Here is a 20,077-nt window from a genome sequence, read left to right on the forward strand (position 1 = left end):
GCCTGCACGGGCAGGGGTTTTTCTATGATCGCTTTCGGGGGGATTGCCTGGAAAGGAGGTCGTACCTTGGCAAAGCGGTTAATCCTATTGCCGCTTTTTTACCCAGTAGGGAGAAAAAAGGCCCGGCAAATTACCGTCCGGATTTGCCTTTTGGAATACCCTGTCAGGGACTGGTTTCGGCTTGAATGAGTTCCAACATCTGCCGGGCTTCATTAAAGGAGGGGTTAAGTTCTATTGACTTAACAAGAACCTCCTTGGCCTTTTGGTATTTATTGGTTTCATAATAAATACGGCCCAGGTTGTAGTAGATGTTTTCATCCCCGGGATTGACTTTGAGCGCTTTGAGATATTGATCTATGGCCTTTTGATATCGCCCCTGCCTGCGGTAGATAATTCCCAATGAGTTAAATACATTGGTGGTGTCGGGGTTAAAACTGAGCACCTGCTGCAGGATCTGCTCCGCGTTGTCGTCCATCTGCTTTTCCATGTAGATTTCAGCGGCATGGTGCATGCTTTTTTCGGCCAGTTTCTTCCGCCCCAGTTTAAGATAACATTCACCCATGCGCTTGTAGGCCCTGGCAAAGTCCTGGTTGATCTTGGTGGCTCTTCGAAAATACTGGATAGCCTCTTCATAGCGCCCCTGTGCGGTTTTTATGTAGCCCATGTTGTAATAGACTTCCGCATTTTCATGAAGCTTGAGAACCTTCTGAAAACTGCCAAGGGCATCCTGCCAGCGCTCCTGCTCCATATAGCGCACGCCCTGATTATAGTAACCTTCCACCTTGCGGGTGGTGGGGTCTGCTTCGCTTTTGAAAATGGCTTCCAGTTTGAGTTGCAGAGTTTTGGGGGCAAGAGGCAAGATTACAATGTCGCTGACTCCCGCCTCACCGGCTTCGACCACCTGGTTTTTGGTTATACCCCTGGTAACCAGAATAATTGGTATTTTGCCAAAGTCCGCATCGGCCCGCGCAACCTTTAACAGGCCCAGGCCGTTCATTTCCTGCATATTCCAGCCCGCGATTATCATATCGCCGCCATTGGTGCAAAGGTGGGCCCAGGCCTGGGTGCCGTTTTCCTTTTCCACAATGGTGCGAAACCCCATATCTCTTAATATGCGTCTGAGGGTCTGGCGCAGGGTTTTTTCACTGTGGGCCAGGATTATGGTTCCGTTTAAGTCTTCCACGGTTTTTTGGGAATCTCTCTTGCAGCTATCCAGTTTTTACATGTATTTAAGCTGGTTCGGATGCATTTCTTTTTTAATATTATATAACTCATGGCAGGCGTGCTGTCTTGCTGCTCAAGGTTTTTTACCTTTATATGGGCCGGACAGATTCCTGGTTGTTAAGTAGTATATTATCTCAGAAAAAAACAAAAGAGCCATAAATCGGCCCGGTAGTTTTCGCATGTCGGGAAAAAAGCGAATCTAGCCGGGTTGTTTTTACAGTTCTTTTGGGGACCTGCACTTGGCCTGACTTTTTGTGTAAAGGATGTTAACGTGAATCGCGACCAACGCCGTATGCTGAGAGTGACCTCTTTGGGGCACCTTATCTGTCATTTCAACATGCTGGTTTTTCCGGCCCTGGTTCTGCCCCTTTCCCATGGAATGGGCCTGAAACTGGCTCAGGTGCTGGAGCTGTCCTTCTGGATGTATCTGCTTTTCGGGCTCACCGCTTTGCCCTGGGGGTATCTGGCCGACCGTTTCGGAGGAAAACCTTTACTCTCCCTTTTTTTCCTGGGCTCAAGCCTAAGCGCTCTGGGGGCATGTTTTTTTGTATGGCAGCCTATGATGCTGAGCCTTTTCCTGGCCGGTCTTGGCTTGTTTGCAGGGATCTATCATCCCGCCGCCCTTGGCCTTATTTCCACCAGGGCCGAAAGGGTGAGTATGGCCATGGGGATTAATGGCATGTGGGGCAATCTGGGGCTGGCCCTGGCGCCCTTGGCCGCAGGTTTGGTTAATTGGCTTTGGGGCGTCAAGGCTGCCTTTGCCCTGATAGCCCTGGTGAATTTTTTCGGTCTGGTTGTACTTTTATTCTTACCTTTTTCATTTGCTGACAAACCCGAAGAGGCCATGAGCGAGGAAAACGGAAAAGGCATTCCCTGGCCCTTTGTGATTATGCTTCTGGCCATGACGCTTTCCGGCATGGCCTACCGGGGCACAACCTTGATGATGCCCGCCTTTTTTGAATTGAAGGGGCAGGCCTGGCTTATGGAATTCAGCCTTTTTAAAGGCCTTTCCGGCAATCTTCTGGCTACCCTGTTGTCCTCATTCATCTATCTGGCCGGGATGGCTGCCCAGATCGCCGGAGGGATGGTGGGGGAGAGGTTTGAGTCTAAAAAGGCATATTTCACCTTTCACGCCATTGCCGCGCCCTGTGCTCTGTTAAGCGGCTTGGTTTGGGGAAGCCTTTCAGGCCTCATGGTCATGCTGTATGTCTTCTTTTTACTGGGGATGCAGCCGATTGAAAACACCCTTATTGGCCGTTACACCCCTGCCAGGCTGCGCCATGCTGCCTTTGGACTGAAGTTTGTACTGGTGTTTGGAGTGGGGTCTTTGGCTGTGAGTCTCATGGGCTACGTGGAAGGCGCCTATGGAGTTGAGGCTGCTTTTCCGGTCCTTGGGCTGATTTCAATGATGGTTGTTTTGATTGTTTTTTCTCTTTTGCGTAAAAAGAAGCCTGATACCGCTTGCGCAGCAGACAAAATTCAAAAGGCCGAGAAGCCGGAATTGCAGGTGTGATTTGCAAGATACGGTCTCTTTAGTCAGATGCCCTGACTATGACAAGAGAAATATCAGGAAATCCCTTGATGCGGTTTTGGAGCCGCTTGGTGGAATCACGGCCTTTGTAAAATCCGGTCAGCGGGTGTTGCTTAAACCAAACCTGCTTTCTCCCAGGCCTCTTGAGCAAAGGGTGGTCACCGACCCTGTTTTGGTTGAGGCGGTGGCCCGTATGGTGCTTGAGGCAGGGGCCAGGCCCTTTATTGCGGACAGTCCCGCCCTGGAGCCCTTTGCCAAAATTGTCAAAGTGACCGGTCTGGACAGGATTGCCGGGGAGTTGGGAATTTCTGTCAGGGAATTAAAAGACCCTCGGCCGATCCCCTCAAACAGGGTGGCGCTTTTCAAGAACCTGGAGATCGCGGCCGATGCAATGGAGGCGGACCAGGTCATCAACCTGCCCAAGCTGAAGACCCATTGCCAGATGCTTTTGACCCTGGGGGTGAAAAACCTTTTCGGGGTGATCGTGGCCCAGCGCAAGGCTGAATGGCACGGTATGGTGGGGGCCAGCCGTCGAACCTTTGCCTCGCTTTTACTTGATATCAACCAGGCGGTTAATCCGGGGTTGACTATTTTGGACGGCGTCTGGGGCATGGAAGGGCATGGCCCTTCCAACGGTCGGCCCAGGCATTTCGGTGTATTGGCTGCCTCGAAAAACGCCCTGGCCCTGGATATGACCATGTGCAGGTTGTTGGGGGTGTCCCTGGAGGATTATCCCCTTTACCTGGCCGCCCGGGAAAGGGGAGCTCCCGAGCTGGAGCAAGATGCCGTGAAGGTTCTTGCGCCGGGGATAGAGATGCCTTTAGTTACAGATCTTGAGCTGCCGCAATTGGGCAGCATGGAGATGTTGCCGGGTTTTTTGACTTCTTTTTCCAGACGTTATCTGGTTTCAAAACCGGTTCAGGATAAGAAAGCCTGCCGCCTGTGCGGTAAATGCGTTCGCATATGCCCGGTGAACTGTTTGGAGATTCTGCAGAATCGAATGACCTTTGATTATGACAGGTGTATCCGCTGTTATTGTTGCCAGGAGGTGTGCCCGGAAAACGCCATTTCCTTCAAGAAGGGCCTTTTGGCAAAGGTGCTTAAGGGAATAGGCCGATAGAAACGCCCGGGTGTGCACCCGGGCGTTTTTCAGACATTTTTATGCGCAGTTTTCCGGCCGAGCAATTGTGGTGCTTACAGCTTTAGGGACGCATTGGGAACCAGGTCGTATTGAGGCGCAGGTCGGCTCCGTTTTCAGATATTTTTACTGAAACGTCTATTTATTTGGGTTCAGAAGCTCTTTAACCTGGCTGCTCGGCTTGAAGGCCATGCGCTTTTTAGCCTTGATCTTGATTGGTTCACCGGTGGCCGGGTTTACGCCTTTGCGGGCCTTTGTTTTCTTAAGGGCAAAGGTGCCCAACCCCGCTACTCTGAAAGGCCGGTTCGCCTTGATTTCCTTCCGGCACATGGCTACAAAGGATTCCAAGGATGCCTTTGCTGCTGTTTTGGGTATGCCGGCAGTTTTGGCGATAACGTCTATCATGTCGGTTTTGGTCATTGGTTTTTTAGCCATGCGCCCCTTTCCTTTCTGCTTAATTTAAAAATATTTCACCACCATTTGCGCTTAATTGTCAACAACCGCTTTGCTTTTTAGCCGATTTTTTTGGTGTTTGAGGCAATTTTCAGCTTCTTTGCCAGCTGTCAAGCGGGCAATCCTCACAGGCTGGTTTGCTTTTTTTGCAGTAGTCTTTTCCGATCATCACCAGCTGGGCATGATATTGGTTAAAAAAAGGGGCTTTGTTTGGCAGGTTTTTCATGAATAAAAGGCGCACCTCTTCATAGGCGGCCTTGGCCGGGATCAGGTGGTGACGGCTTAAGATGCGCATGGTGTAGGCATCCACCACAAAGGTGGGTCTGCCTCCGGCATAAAGCAGTATGGAATCTGCGGTTTCCGGCCCAACGCCTTTGGAGCTCAAAAGTTTTTCCCTAACCTCTTTGAGCGGCCCTTTGAAAAAAGCGTCCAGGTCTCCACCTGCATCCTGTTGAACCAGGTTCAAAAGATTGCGCAGGCGTTTTTCCTTCAGGTTGTAATACCCCGCCGGCCGGATAAGCCGGGACAGTTCTTCCGGCGGCAGTTGTAAAAGCCGATCAAGAGAAAGAACGCGTGCCTTTTTCAGGTTGGTTATGGCCTTTTCCACGTTTTGCCAGTTGGTGTTTTGGGTGAGTATGGCCCCCACCATGATCTCGAACCTGGTCTCCCCGGGCCACCAATGGAGGTCGCCGAAGCGTTTAAAGGGCAGGTCGTAGAGTTCTTCTAAGATCTCCTTAATTTCCATGCAATTAGTTTTCCTTTAAAGGTGCATACTGTTGACATAAGGCATTTTAGCCGTAAATATACTATATTTGCCTTCTGTACAAGGAGGCTTTGAAAAACGGCTCGAAATGATTCCTATTTTCTATTGAGGCATTGTAAATGGCTGGTGAACCACGCCTAAAAAGAACACGTAATATGGGCGTTGTGGCCCATATAGACGCAGGTAAGACAACTTTTACCGAAAGGGTGCTTTATTACACTAAGCGCACCCACAAAATAGGAGAGGTCCACGAAGGCACTGCGGTGATGGACTGGATGGAGGAGGAGCAGCAGCGCGGTATCACTATTACCAGCGCGGCTACCACCTGCCAATGGAATAACTATGATATCAACTTGATAGATACCCCGGGCCATGTGGATTTCACCATGGAAGTGGAGCGCTCTCTTAGGGTGTTGGACGGTTGTGTCATGGTTTTCTGCGCTGTGGGCGGTGTGGAGCCCCAAAGTGAGACCGTGTGGCACCAGGCTGACCGCTATCATGTACCCAAGATAGCTTTCATTAATAAAATGGACCGTATAGGCGCTGACTTCAACGGTGTGCTAAACCAGATACGGGAAAAACTCGGGGCCAACCCCTTGCCGCTCACCATTCCCTGGGGCAGTGAAAGCGACTTCAAGGGAGTGATCGATATACTGACCATGGAATTGCTTTCTTTTGATGAGAGTGACCAGGGCGGGACAGTGGCCCGTTCGGAGATTCCGGCGGAAATGCAGGAAGAGGCCCAGGCGGCCAGGGAGAGCATGATAGAAACCCTGGCTGAAAATGATGACGAGATCATGGAGGCCTATCTGGGTGAGGAGGAAATCTCCCTCAAGAACCTTAAGGCCGCTGTGCGGAGGGCCTGCCTTAGCCTGAAGCTGATCCCGGTATTCGCCGGTTCCGCCCTGCGCAACAAGGGGGTGCAGCCGGTTCTGGACGGGATTTGCGACTATTTGCCTTCTCCCCTGGATATTCCGTCGGTGGAGGGGGTCAACCCCACCAACGAGCAAAAGGAACTGCGCCAGGCTGACAAAAAGGCGCCCCTTGCCGCCCTGGTATTCAAGGTTCAGATGGAGCAGGGGCGTAAGCTTGTCTTTGCCCGCATCTATTCCGGGGTTATAGAGTCCGGCGCCGAGGTCTACAATGTGACCAAGGACAAAACCGAAAAGGTGGCCCGGCTTTTACGCATGCACGCCAACAAAAGAGAGAGGCTCAAAGAGGCCTCAGCCGGAGATATCGTGGGGCTCATGGGTATGAAGCTTGCGACCACAGGCGACACACTGGCCCTTAAGGACAGGCCTCTTTTGCTGGATAATATAAGGTCTTACGAACCGGTGATCAGTGTGGCTGTGGAGCCCAAAACAGTGGGGGACCAGGAGAAGCTGGAATCCTGTCTGAATCGTCTGGCAGACGAGGACCCCACCTTCAGGATGCACATTGATGAAGACACCGGTCAGACCATTATCAGGGGTATGGGCGAGCTTCATTTGGATGTGCTCGTGCAAAGATTGAAAAGGGAATTCAGCCTTACGGTAAACGTGGGGCAGCCTCAGGTGGTGTACCGCGAGACCGTTACCAGGGAAGTTAAGCTTACCGAGTCCTTTGATCGTGATCTTGGCGGAGACCGCCAGGTCGGAGAGGTTACCCTCAAACTCACACCCAACCCCAGAGGCGGGGGCAATACGGTTCGTATTGATATCTCTGATCAGGATCTGCCTGCCGAATTCACTGATGTTATTAAGCAGTCCGTGAATGAGGGGCTTTCCAGCGGAGTGGTTTTGGGGTATCCGGTGGTGGATACCAAGGTTGAGGTCACCGGGGTTGGCTACACCCAGGGGACGACTACGGAACTGGGTATGCGCCTGGCCTGCTCCACCGGCCTGCGCAAGGCCCTGGAGTCTGCTGAGTCCATTCTCCTGGAGCCTGTGATGAAGGTGGAGGTTGTGAGCCCCGAGGAGTTCATGGGCGAAGTTATCGGAGACTTAAACGCCAGGGGCGGTTCCGTGGAGAGCGTGGAACCCAAGGGAAACACCCAGGTGATCACGGCCACAGTTGCCTTGAAGCGCATGTTCGGTTACTCAACCATCTTGCGTTCGGCCACCCAGGGCCGGGCCATTTTCAGCATGCAGTTCTCCCATTACGACGCTTCCGGCTCAGGTAAGTAAAATCCCCCCGCATAAATATAAAAAAGCGTAAGCGCTGAACGCGCTTACGCTTTTTTATCGCTGCATCACGGCTTGGCCGATGTAAAAGGCCCTTTTTAACCGTGGCCTTGGAGTTTACTTTTTAGCGGGAGCTTTCTCTTTTTTATCTGCCTTGGCATCTTTTGCCTTTTTAGCGGCAGCGGCGGCCTTGGCTGCTTCAGCAGCCTTTTTCTGTTCTTCCTGCATCTGCATTCTGAGCTTCATGGCTTGCTGCTGTACAACCGGCATCAAGAGGCTCTGGATGATCTGGCCTGTTTCCCTGGTGTAATTCGGCATTTTTTTCAGGATAGATTTACCTTCGGCCGATGTGTAGTAGCTAACCATGGCCTTGAGTTCGGCCTCGGTAAAGCTGCTGGCAGCCGCATTGATAATCTGCTTTTTCATGGGACCGTCGTCAGCCAGAATCTTGTCCAGCGCGGTGCGCAGCTCTTTTCTGTTTTTCTCGGGGAACTGGTTCAGCATGGGGGTCAGAGACTTTTCCAGCATTCCCTTGAATTCAGAGGCCTGATAGTATTCGGCTGCCAGGGCCAGGCTTTCGGCTGAGGGCTTCTTCGGTTCTTTGGCTTTATCCTGACAAAAAGCCGCAGGAGCACTGAGAAGAAGTGTCATTGCCAAGGTCAGCGTGATGAGCACATTTTTTTTCATGTTTCCACTAGTTCCTTTGTTTTTTGTTTAAGTTTGAAAAAGCCCGGAAAACCTGGGAGATCTTCGCTCCGGTAGCTTTTTACCCTTATACTAAAGACTGCAAGCCTTGGCAGGCTAGTCATCCTTTTTCTTATTTTCCGCTTTTTCCGGTCCCGGCTTTTTGGGTGAGATCTCATCCAGGGCCTTTTGGGCCTTTTTTTTCAGCTCGGGTTGGTCATTAAGCCCTTGCACTGCTCTTTCCAGGTGGTAGCGGGCGGATCTGATCTTGCCTCCCTGCTTGAAGGCCAGGCCCAGATGCAAGGCTGCCTCGGCTGTTTTACCTTGCCTGCCGAGCGCCATGCCCAGGTCATAGTTGGCCTGGGCGTCGTCCGGGTGTTTATTCACCACCCTGGCCAGTACAAAGATGGCGTCTTCATATTTGTTTTGCCGCAGATAGGTCTGCCCCAGGGCGACCTGGGCCTCCTGGTCGTGGGGAACTTTACTGAGGCATTTGTCCAACAGCTTTTCCGCCTGTTCATAATCACCCAGGTTCAGGCGGCAAATGCCCTGTGCCCTCCATAGATATTCCTTGTTGAACTGCCAAAGCGGTTCAAGCATGGTGAGGCGGGAAAGGCCCTCTTTATAATTAGACCCGCGCATGGCCAAAAGGGCCTGGCCATAGAGCGCATATGGGTCCTTGGGGTTTTTGGCAAGCTTGGCCTTGAAGGTGCTTTCCGCCTCGTCCTCAGGCGAGTACAGGGCGCTGAGCCTCGTCTTTATCCTGAGGAAGTCGCTGTTGTTGTATTCCATGCGTGGCCGGGGGTACCTTCTCACCAGGTTCTGAATGGCCTCCATGCGCTCCGGGCTGGTGGGGTGGGTGAGAAGATAGGTCGGCGGTGTGGGCGAGGTGGTCCTTTGAGTGCGCCACATGCGCTGAAAGGTCTTGGCCATGTCGGCAGGATGGTATCCCGCCGCTGTGAGCACCTTGTAGGCCCCATAGTCGGCCTGCATTTCGTCTTCCCGGCTAAAGGCAAGCTGGGCATGGGCCCCTCCGGCCGCGGAGCCCAAGGTGAGGGCCTGGCCCAGTTCAGGGGAGCCTCCCAGGGCGCCGAGCAGTAGTCCGGCCACCATGCCGGCAACTGTGGCCATGGAAACAGCGCCGGACTTTTTGATACGGGCAGCTATGTGGCGGTAATACACGTGGGACATTTCGTGGGCCATGACACCCACCAGTTCGCCCTCGTTATCCATGCTTGTGATAAGGCCCCTGAAAAGAACTATCCAGCCGCCGGGCAGGGCAAAGGCGTTCACCACTCCTTCGTCCGCCACATAAAATTGATATTTATAGCGTTCGTCGGGCCTGGCCTTGGTGAGTTTTTTCGCCAGACCCTTTACATAACTTATGGTGTCGGGGTCATCCACCAAGGGTATCTGGGCCTGCACCGCCTTGAAAGCGTCCTTGCCGATTTTGATCTCTTCTTCTACGGACATTTCCTCATCGGCACGGGCCACAGGGGCTGCAAGGAGGCAAAAAGCCAGAACGAGCGCCAGGATTTTTTTCAAGGGTTCTACTCCTTGGCAGGGTTGAACAAAGGCCTGCCTGTCATCTCCTTTGGCTGTTCAATACCCAACAGGGCCAGGGCGGTGGGGGCCACGTCGCAGAGAGCGCCTTTTGTGAGCTCAGTCTCAGCCAAATCAGGATCGATCAGCAAGAACGGCACGGGATTTTTGACTGTATGGGCCGTATAGGGGCCGCCGGTCTCGGGATCTATCATCTGTTCGGCATTGCCGTGATCCGCAGTCAGAAGCACCCGGCCCCCTTGGGCCAAAACTGCGGGAATCACTTGCCTGAGGCAATAATCCAGGGCCTCCATGGCCTTGATCGCAGCAGGCAGACTGCCTGTGTGACCCACCATGTCGCCGTTGGCGTAGTTCATCACAATAAAATCGTATAGCCCGGAGTTGATTCTTTCCAACACCTTTTCAGTAACTTCAAAGGCGCTCATCTGGGGCTTTTCATCATAGGTTTCCACCTCTTGGGGAGAGGGAACCAGCACCCGGTCTTCTCCGGGGTAGGGCTCTTCCAGGCCGCCGTTGAAGAAGAAGGTGACATGGGCGTATTTTTCGGTCTCGGCTATATGGAGCTGCCGCTTACCCTCTCTGCTCAGCACCTGGGCCAGGGTGTTTTCTATCTCCACCGGCGGAAAGGCCACGGGGATCTCATGAAGGTGTTCATCATATTGGGTCATGCAGACATAGTCGGCCAGACTGGGGCGGTCGGTTACATCAAAGCCATCGAAATCTTTGGAATTAAAGGCCCAGGTCAATTCCCTGGCCCGATCGGACCGGAAGTTGAAGAAGATAACCCCGTCGTTTGTTTTGATCAGGGCCTTGGGCGCGCCTTCAGAGTCTGTGATCACGGCAGGGGTGACAAATTCGTCAAATTCCTCTTTGGCATAGCAGGCCTTGACATAGTCGACCGGGTCACTGGCCGTGGCCCCCTGGCCGTGGACCATGACTTCATAGGCCTTATGCACCCTTTTCCATCTCTTGTCCCTGTCCATACCCCAGAAACGTCCGCCCACCGAGGCGATAAAGGCCTTGGGCCTGCCGGTCAGGTAGTCCTGGAGTTCGGTCAAATAGCCCGCCCCTGAATTGGGAGGGGTGTCACGACCGTCCAAAAGGGCGTGAACGGCAATGGTATTTATGTTCCGTTCATGAGCCAAGTCGATCAAGGCATAGAGATGCGTCATAAGGGAGTGGACCCCGCCGGGGCTCACCAGGCCAATGAGATGCAAGGTGGAGGAGTTGTTTTCCACCTTGTCCAGGCAATTTTTAATAGCCTGGTTATGGGGCAGGTTTTTTTTCTTGATGGCCAGGTTGATGCGGGTGATATCTTGATAAACCACCCGTCCTGCGCCGAGGTTCAAATGGCCGACCTCCGAGTTGCCCATTTGGCCTTCGGGAAGTCCCACTGCCTCGCCAAAGCAGTCAAGGCTGGTTTGGGGATAGGCTGTGAAAAGAGAGTCCATGAAGGGGGTTTTGGCATTGGTGACGGCATTGCCTTCGCCTTGCGGGGCGATCCCCCAGCCGTCGAGGATAATCAGGGTGAGCGGAGTCTTGGCAGTCATGGTTTATCTCCCATAGTTTAATTAGGGGATCCAATGCCTCCTTGGGCCGGGGGAGCGGCCGCCTTTTGCGCAGGCCGGATGAGGTCTTGAAAAAATCGATCGGACCTTTAAGAATCCTGTTCCAGGTCAGAAAGTTCCGGCAATTCATCAATCTTGATATCGACCTTGGGAGCATCGGACCAAAGGGATTCCAGGTCATACAGTTCTCTCACCGGCTGATGAAAAACATGCACCACAACATCGCCGAAATCCAAAAGCACCCAGCCGCCTTCCTTTAGTCCCGTAATGGAGAGCGGCTTGAGTCCTGCTTTTTTCATGACCCGGGCCATGTTTTCGGCAATAGCGGCGCATTGCCTGGTGGAGCGGCCACTGGCCAGCAGGAAGAAGTCGGTGTAACCGGAGAGTTCAGCCACATCCAGAAGGATCAGATCCTGGGCTTTTTTGTCCAGGCCTGCGGCCGCACAGAGAAAAGCCATGTCCCTTGTGGTTTCAGGGCGCTTGGGTCGTGAGCGGCGATTCATTTGGCGGCCTTCTTTTTCTGGTAAAGTTTCATACGTTTAATATAGTCCTCTACTGCCGGATGTACAAGATAAGCCAGGGAAAGCCCGTTGGCCGCCCTGAACTTTATGCCGGTGCTGGATATGCTCAACAAGGTGGTCGGCACCCGCCTGGCGCCATGACCGCCCGGCAGCCGCACCCAGCCGTCTTCGTTCTGTTGGAACCCGGGGTCCAGCTTTTCCTGCATGTATTCCAGGAGCTCGCTTTTGGGGGATTTGGGTCGGGCCATGACCACGAAATCCACCATTTCAAAAAGGCGCATGGGGTAGTGCCAAGTGTGCAGGTAAAAAAACGCGTCCGCCCCTATCAGAAAATAGATCTTCGCCCTGGGGTGCTGTTTTTGGATTTCCGCCAAGGTGCGGCCGGTATAGCTTTTCCCACCCATTCTGGCCTCGATGTCGCAGACCTCAAAACGGGGGTTATCCGCCACGGCCAGGCGCAGCATCTCAAGCCTGTGTTCCACGTTTGCGCCAAGATGTTTGTTGTGGGGCGGCTCGGCGCAGGGCATGAAAAGCACTTTATCCAGTCCTAATTCCTCGGCTGCTTCCAGCCCGGCCCTTAAATGGGCGTTATGTACAGGATCAAAGGTCCCCCCGAAAATAGCCAGTCTTTCCCTCATCAGTTGCGCACCTGCCCTTCGCCGAAAACCACGAATTTAAGGGTGGTCAGCTCGGACAGGCCCATGGGGCCAAAGGCGTGTAGCTTGCTGGTGCTGATGCCGATTTCGGCCCCGAGCCCCAACTGCCCGCCGTCGTTGAAACGGGTGCTCGCATTCACCAACACCACCGAGGAGTCCGCCTGGTCAATGAATTTTCTGCTGCGGGCATAGTCTTTGGTGACTATGGCTTCGGTGTGCTGAGAGCCGTAGTGGTTTATGTGATCCAGGGCGGCGTCCATGTCTTCCACCACCTTCACCGAGAGGATCAGATCGTTGTACTCAGTGGACCAGTCCTCCTCCGAGGCGGGTTTGGCCTGGGGGGCCAGGGCGCAGGTCAGGGGGCAGCCTCTTAATTCCACCCCCTGCCCGGTAAAGGCCTTGGCAGCGCGGGGAATAAAGGCATCCGCTTCTTTTTGGTTGACCAGAAGGGTTTCCATGGCGTTGCAGACCGCGGGCCGGTCACACTTTGCGTTCACAGAAATGGCAAGGGCCATGTCGTGGTCCGCCGTTTCATCCACATAAACATGGCAAACGCCCTTGTAGTGTTTCAGGACCGGCATTTTGGCGTTTTCTGCCACAAACCGGATCAGGCCCTCGCCCCCTCTGGGAATAATCACGTCCAGGGTTTCATCCTGGGCCAAAAGGGCGCTGGTGGCGGCCCGGTCAGTGGTTGGTATGGCCTGCACACAGGCCTTGGGCAGGCCGTGATCCATAAGCACCTGGCCGATGATTTCGGTCAAGGCCAGGTTGCTGTCCAAGGATTCCTTGCCGCCTTTCAAGACTACGGTGTTGCCGCTTTTAAGGCAGAGCGCCGCTGCATCCACTGTGACATTGGGCCGGGATTCGTAAATAAAGCCGATGACTCCCAAGGGAATGCGCTGTTTGCCCACCAAAAGGCCGTTGGGGCGCTTCCACATGGAGGTGACTTCTCCCACCGGATCGGGCAGGGCGGCAACTTCCTTAAGCCCGTCGACCATGGACTGGATAACCTTGTCCGAAAGGGTGAGGCGGTCGATCATGGCATTGGTGAGCCCGGCTTCACGGGCCTTTTCCACATCGCCCTGGTTGGCGGCCTGTATTTCCTTTTGGTTCTTCAAAAGGGCCTGGGCCAGGTCCAGAAGAACCGCGTTTTTTTGATCAGTGGAAATGGAAGCCAGAGTCCTGGAGGCTTTTTTGGCCCCCCGGCAAATATCGGCCACTAGTTGTTCAACAGACATGCCACGCTCTCCTCTTCTTCCTGGTCAAAAACCACCAGATTATCCCGGTGAATCACCTCTTCAGGTGCATCATGCCCCAGTTTTTCGGCTATTTCGTTGGAGTGCAAACCCTTGATGGCGTCTACTTCCCGGCTGGAATAGTTGCTTAATCCCACCCCGAGCACCGAGTCGTCGGGGCCCAGAACCTTCACTGCCTGGCCTGCCTGAAAATCACCCCGAACTTCAGTGATTCCCGCCGGGAGCAGGCTTTTTCCGTATTCGGTCAAGGGCGGCACAGCGCCTTTGTCCACCAGCAATTCGCCCTGCCTGCTGGCTGTAAAGGCTATCCAATGTTTGCGGCTGGTGAGTTTAAAGGCCCTGGGCAAGAACAAGGTGCCCAGGTCCTGCCCCTTGAGCAAAAGGTCTATCACATCGTCTACCAGGCCATTGGCCACAATTGTGTAAGACCCACAGCGGGCGACCTTGTCCGCCGCCCTCACCTTGCTGAAGATGCCGCCCAATCCCACTGCCCCGGGCTGGGAGCTGGCCGCGCTCAAAAGGTCCACGTCAACCTGCTCCACCACTGGTATTAGCTTGGCGTTGGGATGCATCCTGGGATCGGCATCCATGACCCCGTCAACATTGGTGAGGCTGATCATTACCCGGGCGCCCAGGAGATTGGTGAGCATGGCCGCCAGATTGTCGTTGTCCCCCAGCTTGATTTCAGCCGTGCTGACCGTGTCGTTTTCATTGACAATGGGGATGACGCCCCAGTCGAGTAGGGTTTCCAGGGTGTTTCTGGCGTTGGTATAGCGGTTGCGCCTGGTGAGGTCCGCGGCGGTAAGGAGAATCTGGGCCACCTTGCGCCCATGCCGGGCAAAGGCTTCTTCATAGGCCTGCATCAGTCCGGACTGGCCCAGGGCGGCGCAGGCCTGCTTTTCAGGCAGCGCCTTGGGGCGGTAGTTCAGTCCGGCCTTGGCTCGTCCGGTGGCAATGGAGCCGCTGGAGACAAAGACCACCTGCCTGCCCTGATCAGCCAAACGACAGATCTGGGCGGCCAGCAGGTCGACCCTCCTGCGGTCCAGACCGTGCTTATCGGTAAGCACCGCAGAGCCGACTTTTACCACCACCCTGTGTGAGGAGGCCAGAAGTTCAGCTTTGTTCAATTGCTTTCTCCTTATTGGCTTCCCGGATAAGTCTCAGGCAGGCGTGGTTGAGCTTGTCTATTCCCTCGCCGGTGACTGCACTGGTGAAGATTACCTGAAGGCCCTGCCTGTTGATTTCCTCAGTAAAGATATCAGCTATTTCGTGATCGGATTCAAGGTCCATTTTATTGGCGGCCACCAGCATGGTCCTTTGAGCCAGTCCTTTGCCATAGGCCTTGAGCTCATCTTGTACCACAGTCAGATCGGCCAGGGGATCATTTCCGGCCAAATCGACCACTAAAATAAAAGCCTTGGTCCGCTCAACATGTTTTAAAAAACGAAGCCCCAAACCGGCGCCCTGATGCGCTCCAGCCACCAGGCCCGGTATGTCGGCCAGGGTGTAGGGGTCACCGTCATCGGAAAAGGCCACCCCGAGATGAGGGGTGAGGGTTGTAAAGGGATAGTCGCCGACCTTGGGCCTGGCCTGGGTGAGGGCGCGAATAAGGCTTGATTTTCCTGCATTGGGCAGCCCCACCAGCCCCACATCGGCTAGAAGTTTCAGCTCAAGCTTTACCGTAAGGGATTCTCCGGGCTCGCCGGGCTGGGCGTAACGGGGGGTGCGATTGGTTGAGGTGGCGAAATGCCGGTTTCCCAGTCCGCCTTGACCGCCCAGGGCGAGGATCACTTCCTGGCCGTCTTCTACAAGGTCGGCCAACAGTTCGCCGGTCTCCACATCTGTGGCCATGGTGCCCACGGGTACGGAGATTATTTTATTTTCACCTGACCGGCCGTTTTTATCCGAGCCCTGACCGGGCATACCGTTGCCCGCCCGGATATGGCGCAGATAGCTTTGGTCGGCCAAGGTGGCTTGACTTAAAGAAGCGCGCAGGATTACATTGCCGCCCCTGCCGCCGTCACCGCCGTTGGGGCCGCCTTTGGGCATGAAGCGCATGCGCAGAAAGCTTACGCACCCCTTGCCGCCGTTTCCCGCGGCCACTTCCAAGGTGGCCTCATCTACGAAGCGCATTGCTGCCTGGCTTCCAAACTAATCAATTAAGCAAAACAAAAGACGGCCCCGGCGCTTATCAGCGCCGTGTAAGGCCGTCTACATCCGTTGGATCCGCTTTTGTTAAGCAGGATAAACGCTGACCCGCTTACGGTCGCGACCCAGGCGTTCGAATTTTATCTTGCCGTCCACGCGGGCATAGAGGGTGTAGTCACGGCCCATGCCGACGTTGTTGCCCGGGTGAATGGTGGTGCCGTGCTGACGCACGATGATGGTGCCGGCGCTGATCTCCTGACCCTCACCGCGTTTCAGTCCCAGCCTTTTGCCCGAGGTGTCGCGGCCGTTACGGGAAGAACCGCCTGCTTTTTTATGTGACATTTTTCATGCTCCTCAAAAACTAGGCGTCTATGGATTCAATGCGCACGGCAGTGAACGGCTGCCTGTGACCCCGCTTTACACGATAGCCTTTGCGCTTTTTCTTCTTGAAGACCATTACCTTGCGGCCTTTGCCCTGCTCCAGGATAGTAGCCTGGACCTGGCCTTCGAGGTGAGGTTGCCCGATTTTGGGCTCGCCTTCGCCGCCCACCATGAGCACCGGCGCCAACTCCACCTTTTCGCCAACGTTGCCGGCTAGCTTCTCGAGGCGCAGTACGTTGCCGGGCTCTATTTTGTATTGCTTGCCGCCCGTGGCGATTACCGCATACATATTCGTTACCTTCCTTTGAAAAACAAAAGCAGAGGATACATATGCCCGGCCCTTCTGTCAAGAGGAGGAGGGCAAATAAAAGCCTTTCCCTGTTGGGCCAGGGTCGTATTTTTACCTGGGATGGATTTTTTTACCCCCCGCCAGGTAATGTGTCAAATGCTTATAATCCTCGTAAGGTTATTTATGATGTTAACGGTTGCATTTTGCAAGCCTTTTAGGCCTGTCCGCAACCTTATTTTAGCAAAATTCCGCCCAAGGGCCCAAAAACAGTTTTTTGGACCCTTGGGCGGGTTGAGGCAGTTTGAGTTTCTACCCTTTAGGTAAGAAATACACTATTCGGGGAGAGAATTTAGGTACTTGTAGTACTCGCTCTCGGTGGAGAGGATCAAGTCCGAATTGCCCTTGCGCTGGTCTTTGTAGCTTTCGAGCGTTTTGAAAAAGGCGTAGAATTCGGGATCCCGTCCAAAGGCTTCCCCATATATGCGGGTGGCCTCGGCTTCTGCCGCGCCGCGGATCTCCTGGGATTTTTTATAGGCCTCGGAGCGGATGCGGGCAAGTTCCTTCTGCATGATGCCCATGATCCGGCGTTTCTCACCCTCACCCTCGGAGCGATACTGGCTGGCGATGCGTTTACGCTCGCTGATCATGCGCTCATAGACCCGTTTCTGTACGCTTTCAACGTAGTTGATGCGCTTGATCTCCACATCGATCAGCTCGATGCCGTACTGAGGAGTAAGTTTGCCCGCTTCGGCCAGCATGAGCCGGGTGATGAGCTGGCGGCCGATCATGACCGGCTTGTCCACCCTGTCTTCCTCTTTTTTCTCCATGGAGACCTGCTGAACCTCTTCCTTGGGTGTAAAAGTGCTGATTTCGGCTGGGGGATTGGGGTTCCAGTCGCCTGAGCGCACAATTTCAACCAAAAGATTGGAGGAGACCATGTCACGCACGATCGAATCAATGATGTCGTCCAAGCGGCTCATGGCCCCGGTGATAGTGGAAACGGTCTGCAAGAATTTCAGCGGATCGGTTATGCGCCAACGGGCGGTGGTGTCCACCCAGATGTATTTCTTATCCCTGGTCGGTATCTGGTTGGGGGAGCCGTCCCATTTCAGGATGCGCTCTTCAAAGGTGTGCACTTCCTGGATCAGGGGGATTTTAAAGTAAAGTCCTGCTTCCTTGTAGGGACCGCCCACGGGCTTTCCGAACTGGGTGATCAGGGCCTGATGCCCTTCCTGGACCACGAAAAAGGCCGAGGAACCGACAAAAATGATCAATAGGGCCAGGGGTATCAGAAGACGCGGCAATTTCATTTGGTCACCTCCCTTTGGGCGGCCTTGCCCTTGCCCAGGTCAAGAAGCGGTAGAAGACCCTTTACGTCCCCATCCAAAACAAAAACCCGGCCCGCGTTGTGAATCATTTCCTGCATGGCTTCCAGATAAAGCCTGCGTTTGGTTACGTCCTTGGCCAGAAGATAGGCTTGGAGCACCTTGTCAAAACGTTTGGCTTCACCTGTGGCCCGGTTCACCCTCTCCGTTGCAAAACCTTCAGCCTCAGTGACCACCCTCTGACCTTCGCCCTTGGCTTGGGGAATGGCTCGGTTATAGGCTTCCTGGGCCTCGTTGATCATGCGCTCCTTTTGCTGCCTGGCTTCGTTCACTTCGTTAAAGGCAGGCTGCACCGGTGCCGGCGGGTTGACATCCTGAAGCTTTACGGTTACCACCTGCACACCGGTCTGATAGGTGTCCAAAAGTTTCTGGAGTTTTTTTTGCGCCTGGATGGCGATCTCCACACGGGAAAGGGTGATGACTTCGTCACTGTAGCTGTTGCCCACAATGCTGCGCATCACCGCTTCCGAAAGGTCGCGGATGGCCGCAACCCCGTCTTTGATTTCAAAGAGCCACTTTCTGGGGTCCCTGACCTTGTACTGAACAATCCACTTGACTTCCAGTACGTTCAAGTCCCCTGAGAGCATGAGGGATTCTTCGGCGTAGCCTCTGGAAGAAAAACGGCTTCGCACTCCCGGGCTGGTACCCCTGAAGCCGAACTCCTCTTTAAAGACGCGGCCGGTTTTTACGGTGATGGCCTGTTCCAGGCCCATGGGCAGCTTGAAATGCAGACCGGGGCCGACCTGGCGGTTATAACGGCCCAGCCGCAGGACCAGCCCGGTTTCCTCAGGCCCCACTGTGAAATAGGCGGTTGAGCCCAGGCCCAGGGCGGCAACTATCAGGATGATGAGAAAAAGACCCCTGGCTTTTTTAAAATCGGGGAATTTTTGCTTTACCTCTTTCAGGACATTGTTGATGTCCGGATTTTGTCCTCCGCCCCTTGGGGGAGGGGTCCAATCCATGGGCATACTGGCTCCTATTCTTGAGGCTGTAGTTTAAAGAATGGCTAAAGTTTATTTTGGAAAGTGTACCAATTCACAGAGTGCGGGGCAAGAGCGACCGGACTTGTGGCTCTAGGAATCAGGCCTTCGGTCCGGTTGGTTTGGCCACCTTTATCAAAAGGAGCAGACCTGGAGTGGCCACTGCCGCGCAAAACCAGAAAAAACCGCTCCAGCCCATGAGCTCCACCATAAACCCGGTGGTGGCGCTGACCACCACCCTGGCCACTGCGGTCAAGGCCGAGAGCAGGGCGAATTGGGTGGCTGTGAACCTTTTGTCGGTCAGAGAGGCTATGTAGGCCAAAAAGGCCGAGGTCCCCATGCCGGAGGTGAGGTTCTCAAAGGCGATTACAGCGGCCAGGTATTCCCATTTGGGGTCCAGATAGGCCAGAACTGCGAAACCTGCCGTGGATATTGCCTGCAGCACGCCAAAAAGAAAAAGGCTTTTAATTATTCCCAGCTTGATCAGCAGAATGCCGCCGAAGGCCAGGCCCCCCAGGGTTGCCCAAAAGCCGAATAGCTTGCCCACCGCCCCTATTTCGCTCTTTGAAAAGCCGATATCCAGAAAAAACGGGGTGGTCATGGCTGAGGCCATGCTATCGCCAAGTTTAAAAAAAAGGATAAAGCCCAGGACCAGAAAGCCCCAAAGAACGCCGGAGCGCAGGAAAAATTCCTTAAAAGGCCCTATCACCGCTTCAGATATGGTTTTCGGCGCATTGGGAGAGGGATTGGGCTCACTGCACAATAGGGTGGTGATTATTCCCGGAGCCATGCAAAGGGCCATGATCAGGTAGACCTGGGAATAGGGCAGGTGGTCGGCCAGGATCATGCCGCCGGCCCCGGCCAGGAGCATGCCTATGCGGTAGCCGTAGACATAGAGCGAGGAGCCCAGGCCCAGCTCCTCGTCGGTCAAGTCTTCTCTCCTGTAGGCGTCGACAACTATATCCTGGCTGGCGCTGAAAAAAGTCACGCAAAGGGCCGCTGCGGCCATCAGGTAGAGATGCTGACCAGGGTTTGACTGTCCCAGAAGAACAATGGAAAGGGCCAGGATAACTTGAAGGGTTAAAAGCCAACCCCGCCTTCTTCCTAAAAAAGGCGGGGTGTAGCGGTCTGTCAGAGGGGCCCAGATGAATTTCAGGGTATAGGGCAGGCCTAAAAGTGAAATCAGTCCGATGGACCCCAGATCCAGGCCCTCTTCTTTCATCCAAGCCTGTAAAAGCCCGATTGTGAGAAGTAGGGGCAGGCCACAGGAAAAGCCCATTAGAAAGGAAACCAGCATACGGGGACTTAAAATCGTGGCCAGAATTTTCGGCATGGGCTCTTTAGAAACTCCTGTTTTTCACTTTAAGGCTTTAAG

The 20,077-nt window shown here is 54.1% G+C and carries 19 protein-coding genes; 3 read left to right on the plus strand and 16 right to left on the minus strand.

All coding sequences use genetic code 11. The features are described 5' to 3' along the window. Positions 1–163: 163 nt before the first annotated feature. Positions 164–1,183 (minus strand): tetratricopeptide repeat protein, encoded by a 1,020-nt coding sequence (locus X474_RS21565; RefSeq protein WP_044351931.1) that lies wholly within the window; start codon positions 1,181–1,183, stop codon positions 164–166. 312 nt (positions 1,184–1,495) lie between these two features. On the opposite strand from X474_RS21565, the gene X474_RS21570 reads away from it, so the two are divergent. Next, complete coding sequence (locus X474_RS21570; RefSeq protein ID WP_156360880.1) at positions 1,496–2,737, plus strand: MFS transporter; 1,242 nt, start codon at positions 1,496–1,498, stop codon at positions 2,735–2,737. Between the two features lies 1 nt (position 2,738). After that, positions 2,739–3,875 carry a DUF362 domain-containing protein gene (locus X474_RS21575; protein WP_044351934.1) on the plus strand — a complete coding sequence of 379 codons (1,137 nt, stop codon included), beginning with the start codon at positions 2,739–2,741 and terminating at the stop codon, positions 3,873–3,875. A 156-nt stretch (positions 3,876–4,031) separates the two neighbouring features. Here X474_RS21575 and X474_RS21580 read toward each other — a convergent pair whose 3' ends face one another. Continuing rightward, entirely contained in the window at positions 4,032–4,328 is a 297-nt protein-coding gene (locus X474_RS21580) for an HU family DNA-binding protein (RefSeq protein WP_052515499.1), read from the minus strand. 109 nt (positions 4,329–4,437) lie between these two features. After that, on the minus strand, positions 4,438–5,091 hold the full coding sequence (locus tag X474_RS21585; protein ID WP_044351935.1) for an endonuclease III domain-containing protein: 654 nt from the start codon (positions 5,089–5,091) through the stop codon (positions 4,438–4,440). A 137-nt stretch (positions 5,092–5,228) separates the two neighbouring features. Here X474_RS21585 and fusA point away from each other — a divergent pair, with 137 nt between their 5' ends. After that, positions 5,229–7,274, plus strand: a complete 2,046-nt coding sequence (gene fusA, locus X474_RS21590; protein WP_044351937.1) for an elongation factor G — start codon at positions 5,229–5,231, stop codon at positions 7,272–7,274. Positions 7,275–7,388: 114 nt separating this feature from the next. Here the strand turns inward: fusA and X474_RS21595 are convergent, their stop codons facing one another. The 13 genes from X474_RS21595 to X474_RS21655 all read right to left on the minus strand — a co-directional run bounded on the left by X474_RS21595 (position 7,389) and on the right by X474_RS21655 (position 20,035). Beyond that, complete coding sequence (locus X474_RS21595; protein ID WP_052515500.1) at positions 7,389–7,958, minus strand: DUF2059 domain-containing protein; 570 nt, start codon at positions 7,956–7,958, stop codon at positions 7,389–7,391. Between the two features lie 114 nt (positions 7,959–8,072). After that, a complete protein-coding gene (locus X474_RS21600) occupies positions 8,073–9,500 on the minus strand; it encodes a M48 family metallopeptidase (RefSeq protein ID WP_044351938.1) in 1,428 nt (475 codons plus the stop codon). Between the two features lie 5 nt (positions 9,501–9,505). Next, positions 9,506–11,068 carry a 2,3-bisphosphoglycerate-independent phosphoglycerate mutase gene (gene gpmI / locus X474_RS21605; RefSeq protein ID WP_044351939.1) on the minus strand — a complete coding sequence of 521 codons (1,563 nt, stop codon included), beginning with the start codon at positions 11,066–11,068 and terminating at the stop codon, positions 9,506–9,508. A gap of 107 nt (positions 11,069–11,175) precedes the next feature. Beyond that, positions 11,176–11,589: a ribosome silencing factor gene (gene rsfS, locus X474_RS21610; protein ID WP_044351940.1), complete on the minus strand. Its 414-nt coding sequence runs from the start codon at positions 11,587–11,589 to the stop codon at positions 11,176–11,178. After that, entirely contained in the window at positions 11,586–12,245 is a 660-nt protein-coding gene (gene nadD, locus X474_RS21615; protein WP_044351941.1) for a nicotinate-nucleotide adenylyltransferase, read from the minus strand. The genes rsfS and nadD overlap by 4 nt, the downstream gene beginning before the upstream one ends. Further along, positions 12,245–13,501 carry a glutamate-5-semialdehyde dehydrogenase gene (locus X474_RS21620; RefSeq protein WP_044351942.1) on the minus strand — a complete coding sequence of 419 codons (1,257 nt, stop codon included), beginning with the start codon at positions 13,499–13,501 and terminating at the stop codon, positions 12,245–12,247. The genes nadD and X474_RS21620 overlap by 1 nt, the downstream gene beginning before the upstream one ends. Then, complete coding sequence (gene proB, locus X474_RS21625; protein ID WP_052515501.1) at positions 13,483–14,646, minus strand: glutamate 5-kinase; 1,164 nt, start codon at positions 14,644–14,646, stop codon at positions 13,483–13,485. Before proB ends, X474_RS21620 begins: the two co-directional genes overlap by 19 nt. Beyond that, entirely contained in the window at positions 14,633–15,652 is a 1,020-nt protein-coding gene (obgE, locus tag X474_RS21630; RefSeq protein WP_044351943.1) for a GTPase ObgE, read from the minus strand. The genes proB and obgE overlap by 14 nt, the downstream gene beginning before the upstream one ends. 102 nt (positions 15,653–15,754) lie before the next feature. Beyond that, positions 15,755–16,009 (minus strand): 50S ribosomal protein L27, encoded by a 255-nt coding sequence (rpmA, locus tag X474_RS21635; protein WP_044351944.1) that lies wholly within the window; start codon positions 16,007–16,009, stop codon positions 15,755–15,757. A 19-nt stretch (positions 16,010–16,028) separates the two neighbouring features. Further along, positions 16,029–16,337 (minus strand): 50S ribosomal protein L21, encoded by a 309-nt coding sequence (gene rplU / locus X474_RS21640; RefSeq protein ID WP_044351945.1) that lies wholly within the window; start codon positions 16,335–16,337, stop codon positions 16,029–16,031. Between the two features lie 332 nt (positions 16,338–16,669). After that, positions 16,670–17,647 (minus strand): protease modulator HflC, encoded by a 978-nt coding sequence (gene hflC, locus X474_RS21645; RefSeq protein WP_044351946.1) that lies wholly within the window; start codon positions 17,645–17,647, stop codon positions 16,670–16,672. After that, on the minus strand, positions 17,644–18,690 hold the full coding sequence (gene hflK, locus X474_RS21650; protein ID WP_052515502.1) for an FtsH protease activity modulator HflK: 1,047 nt from the start codon (positions 18,688–18,690) through the stop codon (positions 17,644–17,646). The genes hflC and hflK overlap by 4 nt, the downstream gene beginning before the upstream one ends. Positions 18,691–18,802: 112 nt before the next feature. After that, positions 18,803–20,035: an AmpG family muropeptide MFS transporter gene (locus X474_RS21655; RefSeq protein ID WP_044351947.1), complete on the minus strand. Its 1,233-nt coding sequence runs from the start codon at positions 20,033–20,035 to the stop codon at positions 18,803–18,805. Positions 20,036–20,077: the final 42 nt, after the last annotated feature.

Origin of the sequence: Dethiosulfatarculus sandiegensis (assembly GCF_000931935.2) — a bacterium.
GTDB lineage: Bacteria > Desulfobacterota > Desulfarculia > Desulfarculales > Desulfarculaceae > Dethiosulfatarculus > Dethiosulfatarculus sandiegensis.

Coding starts and splice junctions, on each gene's coding strand:
- X474_RS21580 (WP_052515499.1), bottom strand. CDS start 4,328: ATGGCTAAAAAACCAATGACCAAAACCGACATGATAGACGTTATCGCC.
- X474_RS21585 (WP_044351935.1), bottom strand. CDS start 5,091: ATGGAAATTAAGGAGATCTTAGAAGAACTCTACGACCTGCCCTTTAAA.
- fusA (WP_044351937.1), top strand. CDS start 5,229: ATGGCTGGTGAACCACGCCTAAAAAGAACACGTAATATGGGCGTTGTG.
- X474_RS21595 (WP_052515500.1), bottom strand. CDS start 7,958: ATGAAAAAAAATGTGCTCATCACGCTGACCTTGGCAATGACACTTCTT.
- gpmI (WP_044351939.1), bottom strand. CDS start 11,068: ATGACTGCCAAGACTCCGCTCACCCTGATTATCCTCGACGGCTGGGGG.
- rsfS (WP_044351940.1), bottom strand. CDS start 11,589: ATGAATCGCCGCTCACGACCCAAGCGCCCTGAAACCACAAGGGACATG.
- nadD (WP_044351941.1), bottom strand. CDS start 12,245: ATGAGGGAAAGACTGGCTATTTTCGGGGGGACCTTTGATCCTGTACAT.
- X474_RS21620 (WP_044351942.1), bottom strand. CDS start 13,501: ATGTCTGTTGAACAACTAGTGGCCGATATTTGCCGGGGGGCCAAAAAA.
- obgE (WP_044351943.1), bottom strand. CDS start 15,652: ATGCGCTTCGTAGATGAGGCCACCTTGGAAGTGGCCGCGGGAAACGGC.
- rpmA (WP_044351944.1), bottom strand. CDS start 16,009: ATGTCACATAAAAAAGCAGGCGGTTCTTCCCGTAACGGCCGCGACACC.
- rplU (WP_044351945.1), bottom strand. CDS start 16,337: ATGTATGCGGTAATCGCCACGGGCGGCAAGCAATACAAAATAGAGCCC.
- hflC (WP_044351946.1), bottom strand. CDS start 17,647: ATGAAATTGCCGCGTCTTCTGATACCCCTGGCCCTATTGATCATTTTT.
- hflK (WP_052515502.1), bottom strand. CDS start 18,690: ATGCCCATGGATTGGACCCCTCCCCCAAGGGGCGGAGGACAAAATCCG.
- X474_RS21655 (WP_044351947.1), bottom strand. CDS start 20,035: ATGCCGAAAATTCTGGCCACGATTTTAAGTCCCCGTATGCTGGTTTCC.